This is a genomic window from Acidovorax sp. (genome assembly GCF_046341535.1).
GTDB lineage: Bacteria > Pseudomonadota > Gammaproteobacteria > Burkholderiales > Burkholderiaceae_C > Acidovorax.
Genome location: NZ_JBKDRI010000174.1, coordinates 23,847 through 36,080 on the forward strand (window position 1 = coordinate 23,847; position 12,234 = coordinate 36,080).

Genomic DNA, 12,234 nt, shown 5'->3' on the forward strand with positions numbered 1-12,234 from the left:
ATGACCTCGCCCACCCCCCTGACGGCCCGTGAACTGCAAGCCTGGCTGCGTGCGCGGTTTCCTAAGGAGGACGAGCGCTATGAGTGGAAGGAGTGGCGCAGCCTCAAGTCCAACGTCTCGGGCCGCAAGGGGGAGGATCTGGTGTCCTACGTGTCGGCCCTGGCCAATATGGACGGCGGCTGTATCGTCATCGGCGTGCAAGACCACACCCTGGCGGTGACGGGCATTCAGGATTTTGCGGACTACACGGTAGAGAACGTGGTGCACCGCGTGCTGGGCAAAACGCCGGGGCTGCCGTCGATGGGGCTGCGGGTGCAGGAGCTGCGCGCCAGCGACACGGGCGCGCTGGTGTGGCTGGTACATGTGCCGCGCCACGCCCCGCGCGAGCTGGTGCTGGCGCACGATCAAGCCTGGCAGCGCGATGGCGACAGTCTGACGACGCTGCGGGAAGACCGGCGCCTGGCCATCCTGACCGAGCTGATTGCCGGCCAAGACTGGAGTGCGCAGATTGTGGCCGGAGCCACGTTGGCCGATCTGGACCCGGCAGCCATTGTCAAGGCCCGTACCAAATACACCGAGAAGCACCAAAACGAGCGCTGGGCGGGTGAGATGGCGCACTGGAGCGTGGAGCAATTTCTGGCCAAAGCCAAGATGACGACGCATGGCCAGCTCAATCGCACAGCCTTGCTGTTGCTGGGCCGGGCCGAATGTGTGGATTGGCTGTCGCCCCAGCCTGCAGAAATACTCTGGAAGGTGCCCGCAGAACGCATTGCGCTGCCTTTTGGACCGCCGTTTGTGCTCACGACGACCGAAGTGGGCCAGCGCATACGCAACCCCAACATCAAGTTTTTTCCTGAAACCGAATTGCTTGCGGTGGAGTTGCCCCGCTACGACGCCCAGGTGGTGTTGGAGGGGCTGCACAACTGCATTGCCCACCAGGACTATGAGCAGGCTGGCCGTGTGGTGGCGGAGGAGTGGCAGGGCTATTTGCGCCTGACCAATCCGGGCGGGTTTGTGGACGGCCGCCCGGAAGACTATTTTGACGGTCGGCGCACGCCAGAGAAATATCGCAACCCCCGGCTTGTGGAAGCCATGCGTTTGATCGGGATGATCGATCGGGGGGGATTCGGCATTCGTGACATGGTGGCTGCCCAGCGCAAGCGCTATCTGCCCCTGCCTGACTACGAAGGCAGCAGCGCCAACCAGACCGTGTTCACCATCTACGGCCAGACTATCGACAAGAACTACAGCCAGTTGCTCATGGAGCGTTCCGACCTGCCGCTGGAACAAGTTATCTGGCTGGACCGGGTGCAGAAAAAACACCGCATTGCCGATGACCAGGCCGCTACGCTGCGTCGTGCCAAGCTGATTGAGGGGCGCAAACCCAACTTTTTTGTCTCTGCCCACGTAGCCGATGCGACCAACACCCGCACGCAATACACGCGCAACAAGGGGCTGACCGACCACTACTACAAGACGCTGATCCTGCAGCACATCCAGAAATTCCAATCGGCCTCTGCGGCAGAGTTGCGTGCACTGTTGCTCGACAAGCTGCCCGATTCGCTGTCGCCCCAGCAAAAGGTGGTGAAGATCAAAAACCTGCTGGCAGCCCTGCGCTCCACCGGTTTGGAGGGGGTCAGGATTGGCGTTGTTGGCACAGGGAAAAATGCGCGCTGGGAAGTTCGATAGACAGCCGATAGAAAACACTTGCCTTCGGATAGTGGGGCAAAAATTATCCGCATTTATCCGAAAGATCAACCGAAGAAGAAAATTTAAGCCATAAAAATCAATAACTTACTTCGGATAGCACCGCAAAATTTATCCCGAACATTACCCGCGCGCCCTTCTTGACCCACATGACCACCCTCACCCTCAAGTCCTACCAGCAGTCTGCCCTGGACGCCCTGGCCACCTATGCCCGCGCTGCGCGCATCCAGGGCCCGGCTGCTGCCTTTGCCCAGCACGCGGGCCGCGCCTACAACGCCGACGCCTTTGGCCCCGATGTGCCCTGTGTGTGCCTGCGCATTCCTACCGGTGGGGGCAAGACGGTGCTGGCCGCGCACGCGGTGCCGCTGCTGGCGGCACAGTGGCGCGGCACCGATGCGCCCGTGGCCGTGTGGCTGGTGCCCAGCGACACCATTCGCACCCAGACTTTGCGCGCGCTGCAAACCAGCGGTCACCCCTACCGCGAGGCGCTGGAGGCGGTGTATGGCCTGGGCCTGCGCGTGTGTTCGCTGGACGACGTGGCCCAGGTGCCCGCGCCGCAGTGGGGGCGGCAGGCGGTGGTGGTTGTGGTGGCTACCATCCAGAGCTTTCGCATTGACGACGCGGGGCAGCGCAATGTGTACAGCTTTACCGAGGCGTTTGAGCCGCACTTTAAATACGCGCTGGCCCAGGGCAAGGGCGCCGAGGGCGGGCGTGACCTGGCCTGCCTGCACGCGCTGCCCGATGCGGTGGTCACGCCCGAGGACGTGGCGCAAGACAGCACCGGCATCCTGGCCGGGTTTGTGGGCCAGCCGCGCTGGAGCCTGGCCAACTGGCTGGCGCTGCACCGCCCCATCGTCATCGTGGACGAGGCGCACAACACCAAGACGGACAAGAGCTTTACGGCGCTGCAGCGGCTGAACCCCTCGTGCATTCTGGAGCTGACGGCCACGCCCATCGAGGCGCGCACCAATGTGCTGTATCACGTCAGTGCGCAGGAGCTGGCGGCCGAGAACATGATCAAGCTGCCCATCGTGCTGGCCGAGCACCCCGAGGGCTGGCCCGCCGCCGTGTTTGGCGCAGTGCAGACGCAGCGCAAGCTCGAAGCCGAGGCACTGAAGGACGAGGCGGCAGGCCACGGCTATGTGCGGCCCATCGTGCTGTTCCAGGCGCACAACGAGGGGGACGAAATGCCGCCCGAGGCGCTGCGCAGCTATTTGGAGAAAGAACTTAAGCTGCCCAAAAATCAGGTGGCGGTGGCAACGGGAAAGACCTTCGAGTTGGATGACGTGGATTTGGGCGATCGCAACTGCCCGGTGCGCTTCATCATCACCGTGCAGGCACTGCGCGAGGGTTGGGACTGCCCTTTTGCCTACGTGCTGTGCAGCCTGCAAAAGCTGACCAGCGCCACGGCGGTAGAGCAGCTGCTGGGCCGCGTCCTGCGCATGCCGCATGCCAAGCGGCGCGGGCGCGAGGCGCTGAACCGGGCCTATGCCCATGTGTGCGCGGCAGAGTTTTCTGCCGCAGCCCACGCGCTGGCCGACCGGCTGATCCACCACATGGGTTTTGAGGCGCTGGATGTGGCGTCGATGATTGCCCAGCCCGCCACGCTGCCACTGTTTGGCGGCAATGAATTGGGGTCAAATCAGCCACCAGCGCTTATGCAGCAAGCGCCAATAGCTACAAATTTTGAAGCGCTGCAGGCCACGCCCGAGCTGCTGGCCCTGCCTGGTGTGCAGGTCAAAACCATTGCCGGGGCACCGCAGGTGGTGGTAGCCGGGCACATTGGGCAAGACACCGAGGCGCTAATGCTGGCCCAAGTGCGCGGCCCGAAGAAGCAGGAACAGTTGCGCGAGCAGGTGGCCCAGCACAACGCGCTGGTGGCTGCTCAGCTGTCGCCCGCATCACGCGGCGTGCCGTTTGCGCCGCTGCCCACGCTGGCCTACCGCGAAGACGCCCAGGCCCCGCTGTGGCCGCTGGAGCGCGAGGCCGTGCTCGAAGCGGTGGAGCTGGACTTGCTGAGCCCGCAGGCCGTGCAACTGCCCGGTTTTCATGTGGCGCAAGAGTCGGACGTGTTCGAGATCAGCCTGAACGCCGATGCCCGCGTCACGCTGCGCCGCACCGACGTGGACCAGATGGCCATGGACTACGGCAGCAGCTCCATCAGCGCCGACGACCTCGTGCGCTGGCTGGACCAGTCACTCTTCAAGCAACTGCACGAGCTGACACAAAGCCAGCGCCGGGCTTACTTGGCAGCGGTGGTGAACGACCAGCTGCACCGCTGCGGCGTGCCGCTGGTCCTGCTGGCGCAGGCGCGGTTTCAGCTGGCGCAAAGCATCACCACCCACTTTGGCGACCTGCGCGATGCCGCTGCCAAGCAGCAGTTTCGGCAACTGGTGCTGCAGGCGGGCAGCCAGGGCGCCTGGCTGGTGGAGCCCGACTGGTTGCACCCGCATGTGTTTGAACCTGGGCGCTACCCTGCGCCCGTGCTGTCGCGCTATGCGGGGCGCTACCAGTTCGGCAAGCACTACTTTCCGGTGCTGGCCGATTTGAAGGACGGCGGGGAGGAGTTTTTGTTCGCAAAGCTGATCGACGCGCACCCGCAGGTCAAGCACTGGGTGCGCAACCTGGACACCGCCCCCTGCGGCTTTGGTCTGCCCACATCGCGCGGGCGGTTTTACGCCGACTTTGTGGCCGAGCTGGTGGATGGCCGCGTGGCCTTGCTGGAGTACAAAGGCGCCCATCTGCTCAACGACCCGTATGAGATTGAGAAGAGCCAGGTCGGTGCGCTGTGGGGGCGCACCAGCGGCGGTCGAGCGGTGTTTGGCTGGCTGACCAAGCAGCACGATGGCAGAACGCTGGCGCAGCAACTGGACGCGGTGCTGGCATGACGCATCCGCAGCCTGATCTGCCGCAGGCGCAAGGCCCGTCCCCCGGCCCCCGCCCCATCGAAATCGCCCTGCTCTTCAGCGTCTTCGTGGTGGCCGCATGCGGGCTGCTGTACGAGCTGGCGGCAGGCGCGCTGGCGTCGTATGTGCTGGGCGATTCGGTGCTGCAGTTTTCCACCATCATCGGCACCTATCTGTTTGCCATGGGCGTGGGCTCGTGGCTGTCGCGTTACTTTGAGCGGCAGTTGCCCGCGCACTTTTTGCGCGTGGAGCTGATGGTGGCGCTGGTGGGCGGGCTGTTGCCGGCCACGCTGTTTCTGGCCAACGCATATGCGCCCGGGGCTTTCCGTCTGCTGCTGTACGGCATGGTGTTTGTAGTGGGCATGCTGGCGGGGCTGGAGATACCGCTAGTGATGCGCATCCTGAAGCGCAACGTGGCGCTGCGGGATCTGGTGTCGCAAGTGCTCACGTTCGACTACCTGGGCGCGCTGGCGGTGTCGCTGGCGTTTCCGCTGCTGCTGGTGCCGCACCTGGGGCTCATCCGCACGGGGCTGGTGTTTGGCGTGCTCAATGCCGCCGTGGCGCTGTGGGCGGTGTGGCTGTTTCGGCATGAGCTGCGGCGGCTGAAGGCGCATGTGGTGGCGTGCGTGATGGTGCTGGGCACCCTGCTGGGCGCGCTGGCCGGGGCCGACCACATCACCACCCTGGCCGAAGACAAGTTCTATCAGGACCGCATCATCTTCACCACCACTTCGCCCTACCAGCGCATCGTGGTCACGCAGGGGCGGGCCGGGCACCGGCTGTACCTCAATGGCAACCTGCAGTTTGCCCAGAGCGACGAGTACCGCTACCACGAGGCCCTGGTGCACCCCGCCATGGCCGCACACGGCGCGCCCAAACGCGTGGCGGTGCTGGGCGGCGGCGACGGCATGGCCGTGCGCGAGATCCTGAGGTACCCCTCGGTCGAATCGGTCACGCTGGTGGAGCTGGACCCGGCCATGACCCGCATCTTCAGCGAGCACCCCACCCTGGCCGCGCTCAACGGCCACGCGCTGCAAAACCCCAAGGTGAAAATCGTCAACACCGACGCGTTTGGCTGGCTGCAGCAGGCGCCAGTGAGCGCCGCCCGGCCGCCCGAAGGCGCGAAGGCCCCCCCTGGGGGCAGCGAACCCCGCGCCCCGGGCAGCGTGGGGGCAGCCGATGTTTTTGACGTGATCGTGGTCGATTTTCCAGACCCCACCAACTTCTCCATCGGCAAGCTCTACACCAACAGCTTTTATGCCTTGCTCGACCGCCGCCTGGCGGCCAGTGGCTACGCGGTGGTGCAGACCACATCACCCCTGGTGGCGCGCAAGAGCTACTGGACGGTGGCCGAAACCATCGAGTCGGTGGGCCTGTCCACAGCGCCCTACCACGCCCATGTGCCCAGCTTTGGCGAGTGGGGCTTCATCATCGCCAGCCACCGGCCCTGGCGTCTGCCCGATGCGCTGCCCGACGGACTGCGGTTTCTGACGCCCGACACGCTGCCGCTGCTGTTCGACTTTCCCCGCGACATGGCGCGGGTGCCCGCCGATGTGAACCGGCTGTCGAACCAGGCGCTGGTGCATACCTACGAACGCGAGTGGGGAAAACACTAGTGAACACCCGCCTGAGTCGCTGCACGCCTTCCCCCCTCTCTCGGCTCCGCCGGGAGGGCAGACGCCACCCGTGCGGTGGGGCGGCCCTTGCACGGTGGCCTGGCAAAGCCAGTTCCACGGGTGCGCTGGCATCGCAGCGTGCCGGTATCGACGCGCCTGTGCAGCACGCAGCCGCAAGTCAGGCGGCTCGCGGATCCAACACCGTTCACGCTGGGTTTTTGCGGCGGGGTGCACACCCCCATCCGTTCACGCTGAGCCTGTCGAAGCGCTGCGCCCGGCTTCGACAGGCTCAGCCCGAACGGGTGTTGGGATTCCCGCCTCTCTCGGCTCCGCCGGGAGGGCAGACGCCACCCGTGCGGCGGGGCGGCCCTCGCACGGTGGCCTGGCAAAGCCCGTTCCACGGGTGCGCTGGCATCGCAGCGTGCCGGTATCGACGAGCCTGCGCGGCACGCAGCCGCATGTCAGGCGGCTCGCAGATCCCCAACACCGTTCGCGCCGAGTTTCGTTGCCGCGCGGTACACCCCCCGTCCGTTCACGCTGAGCTTGTCGAAGCGCTGCGCCCGGCTTCGACAGGCTCAGCCCGAACGGGTGTTGGGGTTCCCGCCGCTCTCGGCTCCGCCGGGAGGGCAGACGCCACCCGTGCGGCGGGGCGGCCCTTGCACGGTGGCCTGGCAAAGCCAGTTCCACGGGTGCGCTGGCATCGCAGCGTGCGGTATCGACGAGCCTGCGCGGCACGCAGCCGCATGTCAGGCGGCTCGCAGATCCCCAACACCGTTCGCGCCGAGTTTTGTTGCGGCGCGGTACACCCCACGTCCGTTCACGCTGAGCTTGTCGAAGCGCTGCGCCCGGCTTCGACAGGCTCAGCCCGAACGGGTGTTGGGATTCCCGCCTCTCTCGGCTCCGCCGGGAGGGCAGACGCCACCCGTGCGGTGGGGCGGCCCTTGCACGGTGGCCTGGCAAAGCCAGTTCCACGGGCGCGCTGGCATCGCAGCGTGCGGTATCGACGAGCCTGCGCAGCACGCAGCCGCATGTCAGGCGGCTCGCAGATCCCCGACACCGTTCGCGCCGAGTTTTGTTGCGGCGCGGTACACCCCCCGTCCGTTCACGCTGAGCTTGTCGAAGCGCGGCTCCCGGCTTCGACAGGCTCAGCCCGAACGGGTGTTGGGATGATGGAGCGCGGGTCCTGACGATCGGCATCGACACATGCAGCGCCGCCACTTCCTCGCCACTGCTACCGCCTCGGCAGCTACTGCTGTGCTGCTGCCAGGGTGCGACGACGCGCCGCGAGCACTGCAAGGCGGCTTCACCGGCGTCAACATCGAGCGCGGCCACGCGCTGCGCGACATGCTCCAAAGCGGCACCCTCCCCGCGCCCGCCGAGGTGCGCCGCGCGCAGGTGGTCATCGCCGGGGGCGGGGTGGCCGGGCTGGCGGCAGCGCGGTCGCTGCGGCTGGCGGGGGTGAGCGACTTTGCCCTGCTGGAGCTGGAAGACACCGCCGGGGGCAACAGCCGTGGCGGCGCGGTGGGCGGCCTGCCGTGCCCGCTGGGCGCGCACTACCTGCCCGTACCCGGCGACGACGCCCGCGAGGTGCAGGATTTGCTGGAAGAGCTGGGCCTGCGCCAGCGCGTGGCCGGACGCTGGCAGTACGGCGGCGAGGACGGACGCCACCTGTGCCACAGCCCGCAGGAGCGCCTGTTTTTTCAGGGCGAATGGCACGAGGGCCTGCTGCCCGTGCATGGCGTGGGCGATGCCACGCTGGCCCAATACCGCCGCTTTGCACAGGCCGTGGATGCCCAAAGCCGCGCGGCACGCTTTGCCATGCCCACCCTCAAATTATGGGGTTCAAAACAGCCGCTTACGCCATCCCAGCAAGCACTTGATGCTATTACTTTTGCACAATGGCTGGCACAGCAAGGCCTGCATGATGCGCACCTGCGCTGGTACCTGGACTACTGCTGCCGCGACGACTATGGCGCAGGCACCCAACGCGTGTCGGCCTGGGCTGGCATCCACTACTTTGCCAGCCGCCACGGTTTTCATGCGCCCGGCGATGCGGTGGACGAAGCCCGCGAAAGCGTGCTCACCTGGCCTGAAGGTAACGGCTGGATCACCGCCCAACTGGCCGCCCCGCTGCGCGCCGCCGGGCAGCTACGCACCGGCACCAGCGTGCTGCGCATCACCGAAGGCCGCCATGGCGTTGAGGTGGACGCGCTCAACCACGCCAGCGGCAACGTGGAGCGCTGGCAGGCCCCGCGCTGCATCGTGGCCCTGCCGGTGGGGGTGGCCGCCCGCGTGGTGCAAAGCCCGCCCGCCTTCCTGACCGCCGCCGCAAGCCGCGTGCAGACCGCCCCCTGGCTGGTGGCCAACATGCACATCCATGCCCCGCTGACCGACCGCCCTGGTGCCGCCCCCGCCTGGGACAACGTGCTCTACGCCGACCCCACCGCAGGCGGCCTGGGCTACGTGGACGCAGGCCACCAGCGGCTGGACGTGCGCGCCACCCTGGCCGGGCCCACGGTGCTGAGCTACTACCAGGCCCTGGGCGATGTGCAGGATGGCCGCCAGCAATTGGCCACCCAGCCCTGGCAGCACTGGGCCGAATCCGCCCTGGCCGCCCTGGCCGTGCCCCACCCCGACCTGCGCGATCGCATCACCCGCATCGAAATCACCCGCTACGGCCACGCCATGGCCATCCCGGTCGTCGGAGCGCAAGCGTTTCTCAGCCAAATCGGCCTGGAGGGCCTGCACAGCGGGCGCAAAGTGCGATCCAACGGAGAGCGCGCCACCCCCATACCCACCCCCGCCACCGCGCGGCTGGCCTTTGCGCACAGCGACTGGTCAGGCTACTCGGTGTTTGAAGAAGCCTTCACCCGCGGCCACGGTGCGGGGCTGGCGGTGGTGTAGTCCAGGGCCGGGGCTGACCACCATGACGGTAGCGATCCATATCGACATCCCCCGGCAGGAGTTGCTGGTGCTGGATGGGGAGGCCGGAGAAACCCTGCTGGCCCGCTACCCCATCTCGACCGCCCTCAACGGCCCCGGCGAAACCCACGGCAGCGGCTGCACCCCGCGCGGCCTGCACCGCGTGCGCGCCAAGGTCGGCGCAGGCTGCCCGCCCGGCACGGTGCTGGTGGGCCGCCGCCCCACGGGCGAGATGTATTCGCCAGAATTAGCCACCACCCACCCGGGCCGCGACTGGATTCTGAGCCGAATCCTGTGGCTGACCGGCTGTGAGCCAGGCATCAACCGCGGCGGTGCAGTAGACACGCTGCGCCGCTACATCTACATCCACGGCTGCCCCGACGATTGCGCCATAGGCGTGCCGCTGTCGCATGGCTGCGTGCGCATGCGCAATGCGGACGTGGTGGCGTTGTTTGATGCGGTGAGCGTGGGCACCCGGGTGCAGATCGGGGCTTGACATACGGCACCTTGGCTTGCCTGGTGCGCAGGCTATGTAACTTTGCCGGATGCGCTCTCGCATTGGGTCCAGCAAGAGCGTGGATTGGGCAGCAGGAAGGGTAAGGTGGGCTCAGGGGTCTGTTTGGTTCCGGCTAAATGGATAGGAACATGGCAGACGAGCGAGCGTTGAGTAGCTTTCTTGATATAACGCGCACCGTAAGGGCGACAAGCGAAGTTCTACGTCCAGTTAAGCCTGCATCACCACAACATGGAGCGCGCATGATCGACCACACAGGTGTCATCGTTAGTAATTTCGCGTTAAGCAAAAAATTTTACCGTTTAGCCCTGCAGCCAATCGGGTACCACCTTGTGGCTGATATCCCTGCAAGCGTTACGGGGCATACGGACGTAGCAGGATTCGGCGAAAACGGAAAACCAGACTTCTGGATTAGTGCTGGCCAGCCCAACAGGCCAGCAATCCACGTAGCGTTCAGGGTCGATTCCAGGGAAAAAGTCGACTCTTTTTATTCCGAAGCAATTGCAGCAGGGGCTACTTGCAACGGCAAGCCAGGCCTTAGATCCCATTACCATCCGAACTACTACGGGGCCTTTGTCCTTGATCCAGATGGGCACAACATAGAAGCCGTATGTCATGCCCCCCAGTGACTTCTTCTCTCGCACTCTCACGTTCGCATCTGGCCAGCCTGTACTCGTCGTTTGTGGACTGCCCGACAACAGCAAGACCCTGATCGCTCGGGGGCCAGGGGGGCAACAAATGCGGTGGTGTAAACGGCATCTACAACGGGCTTGTCCATTTCTCGTGCCAGCATGGAATTTGCGAGACCGCGTCGCCACTGGTTGCAAGTGACGGCTTTCAGGCCAGACTGGACTGATACGCAGGCCCATGAAGTCCCGGGTGCGAACCTCGTACAAATAAGCTGGCAAGTCCATTCCATGATTGCACTGGCTTAGCCAGCTGCCGAACTGATCCGACGGGATGTCAAAGGCTACAACCGTGCTTCGCCGAATTCACCACGCAGCGATCATCTGTTCAGATTACAACGTCTCGAAGCACTTCTATGTCGAAGTGCTTGGCTTGAAGGTGCTGGCCGAGCACTACAGGCCAAGTCGCCAATCCTTCAAGCTTGACCTGGCGCTTGCAGGGGGAGAGCAGATCGAACTGTTCTCTTTTCCAAATGCACCAGCCAGGCCGTCCTATCCAGAAGCACGCGGTCTGCGCCACTTGGCATTTGAGGTCCAAGACGTCGTCGCGGCTAAAACACTACTCGAGCAGCGCGGAGTGCGCGTCGAAGATGTACGAATCGACGAGTACACCAACAAGCGGTTTGTATTTTTTGCAGACCCGGATGGCCTGCCCCTCGAACTGTACGAGGCAGGCATCGAAACGGCCGCCCCGCTTGCAACAACCGATAAATGAGGCGCTCTCATGGTCTTTTCAAACAGTGTTGTCCGATGGCAGAACTCGAGTGCCCAATGAGATGAAGAACGTCGGCCTGCTTTGGGCTGCTGCAAAGGCCGAGGTCAGGGGCGCACTAGCTAGCGCAACAGCGTTCCGAAAGGCTTGGAAGACGGTTACCCAGGCGGATCAGACATGACAAAAGGTGGGAAGATTGGGCGGCTGGCGGTGGTGTGTTTCGGCTGCCCGGTCGCTACAAAGACGCGACTTTTCATCCAGCAATCTGCGGGCAGCACACGCGCCCGCGCAGCAATAACGCAGGACAACTATGCAGCAGCATCTTCGCTGTGCCCTGGTCGGCATGCCAGGATCCGGCAAATCGACCGTCGGGCGACAGCTCGCGCACCGGTTGGGCGTCTCCTTCGTGGACCTGGACCACGAACTGGAGCGTCACCTGGGCACCAGCATCCGGCGGTTTTTTGAGACTGAAGGGGAGGCCCGTTTTCGGGATATCGAAGCGCAACTGCTGGCCGATGTGGCCCAGCAGCCGGGTGGCATGGTGCTCTCCACGGGTGGGGGCGCAGTGCTGCGGCCCGAAAACCGCGAGGTGCTTCGCCGCTTTGGCAACGTGCTGTACCTCAGTGCGTCACCCGAAGAGATCTACAAGCGCGTGCGCCGCGACCGCAACCGTCCGTTGCTGCAGGTGAGCAACCCCATGGAAAAGCTGCGCGAGCTGTATGCCGCACGCGACCCGCTGTACCGCGAGACGGCGCACTACGTGATCGAGACCGGGCGCCCCTCGGTGAGCACGCTGGTCCACATGATCATGATGCAGCTGGAGATGGCGGCTTCCGGCGGTGGCGATGGCATCACGGCGGGCGCGCAGGCCGCGGCCACACCACCCGGTTGAGCGCACACGTTCAGCGCCCAGCCGCAAAAACACCATCAACAACCCTGGTTGCGCTTGCCCATCACGCGCTAACAGCTATCACATTGATAGCGTCATAAGTTAGGTGCCAGCAAGCGGCTGAGCTCCTGCTCGTCCATCGCCCGGCGCTTTGCCAGGTCGTGCAGCTGGTCTTCGCCGATCTTGCCGACGTTGAAATACACCGCCTGCGGGTGGCCGATGTAAAAGCCACTCACGCTGGCTGCGGGCGTCATGGCCAGGCTTTCGGTCAGGCCCATGCCG

General features: G+C 65.0%; 9 protein-coding genes. 8 read left to right on the forward strand and 1 reads right to left on the reverse strand.

Annotated features, from left to right (window positions below; genetic code table 11):
* The 8 genes from ACK543_RS12920 (at position 1) to ACK543_RS12955 (ending at position 11,955) form a co-directional block, all read left to right on the forward strand.
* A complete protein-coding gene (locus ACK543_RS12920; protein WP_409943246.1) occupies positions 1-1,689 on the forward strand; it encodes an ATP-binding protein in 1,689 nt (562 codons plus the stop codon).
* Positions 1,690-1,856: 167 nt separating this feature from the next.
* On the forward strand, positions 1,857-4,595 hold the full coding sequence (locus ACK543_RS12925; protein ID WP_409943247.1) for a DEAD/DEAH box helicase: 2,739 nt from the start codon (positions 1,857-1,859) through the stop codon (positions 4,593-4,595).
* Positions 4,592-6,229: a polyamine aminopropyltransferase gene (locus ACK543_RS12930; RefSeq protein WP_409943248.1), complete on the forward strand. Its 1,638-nt coding sequence runs from the start codon at positions 4,592-4,594 to the stop codon at positions 6,227-6,229. Before ACK543_RS12925 ends, ACK543_RS12930 begins: the two co-directional genes overlap by 4 nt.
* A 1,203-nt stretch (positions 6,230-7,432) precedes the next feature.
* Positions 7,433-9,133: an NAD(P)-binding protein gene (locus tag ACK543_RS12935; RefSeq protein ID WP_409943249.1), complete on the forward strand. Its 1,701-nt coding sequence runs from the start codon at positions 7,433-7,435 to the stop codon at positions 9,131-9,133.
* Positions 9,134-9,155: 22 nt separating this feature from the next.
* The gene (locus ACK543_RS12940; RefSeq protein ID WP_409943250.1) at positions 9,156-9,647 is read left to right on the forward strand and encodes a L,D-transpeptidase family protein; all 492 of its coding nucleotides are present in this window, start codon (positions 9,156-9,158) and stop codon (positions 9,645-9,647) included.
* A 260-nt stretch (positions 9,648-9,907) separates the two neighbouring features.
* The gene (locus ACK543_RS12945; protein WP_409943251.1) at positions 9,908-10,294 is read left to right on the forward strand and encodes a VOC family protein; all 387 of its coding nucleotides are present in this window, start codon (positions 9,908-9,910) and stop codon (positions 10,292-10,294) included.
* A 349-nt stretch (positions 10,295-10,643) separates the two neighbouring features.
* Positions 10,644-11,066: a VOC family protein gene (locus tag ACK543_RS12950; protein WP_409943252.1), complete on the forward strand. Its 423-nt coding sequence runs from the start codon at positions 10,644-10,646 to the stop codon at positions 11,064-11,066.
* 307 nt (positions 11,067-11,373) lie between these two features.
* A complete protein-coding gene (locus ACK543_RS12955; protein ID WP_409943253.1) occupies positions 11,374-11,955 on the forward strand; it encodes a shikimate kinase in 582 nt (193 codons plus the stop codon).
* A 92-nt stretch (positions 11,956-12,047) separates the two neighbouring features.
* Here ACK543_RS12955 and ACK543_RS12960 read toward each other — a convergent pair.
* A partial coding sequence (locus tag ACK543_RS12960; RefSeq protein WP_409943254.1) for a vitamin B12 dependent-methionine synthase activation domain-containing protein occupies positions 12,048-12,234 on the reverse strand: 187 nt, incomplete at its 5' end.

Bases quoted from the DNA above. Each gene is read 5' to 3' on its own strand.
- ACK543_RS12920 (WP_409943246.1), top strand. From the start codon at position 1: ATGACCTCGCCCACCCCCCTGACGGCCCGTGAACTGCAAGCCTGGCTG.
- ACK543_RS12925 (WP_409943247.1), top strand. From the start codon at position 1,857: ATGACCACCCTCACCCTCAAGTCCTACCAGCAGTCTGCCCTGGACGCC.
- ACK543_RS12930 (WP_409943248.1), top strand. From the start codon at position 4,592: ATGACGCATCCGCAGCCTGATCTGCCGCAGGCGCAAGGCCCGTCCCCC.
- ACK543_RS12935 (WP_409943249.1), top strand. From the start codon at position 7,433: ATGCAGCGCCGCCACTTCCTCGCCACTGCTACCGCCTCGGCAGCTACT.
- ACK543_RS12940 (WP_409943250.1), top strand. From the start codon at position 9,156: ATGACGGTAGCGATCCATATCGACATCCCCCGGCAGGAGTTGCTGGTG.
- ACK543_RS12945 (WP_409943251.1), top strand. From the start codon at position 9,908: ATGATCGACCACACAGGTGTCATCGTTAGTAATTTCGCGTTAAGCAAA.
- ACK543_RS12955 (WP_409943253.1), top strand. From the start codon at position 11,374: ATGCAGCAGCATCTTCGCTGTGCCCTGGTCGGCATGCCAGGATCCGGC.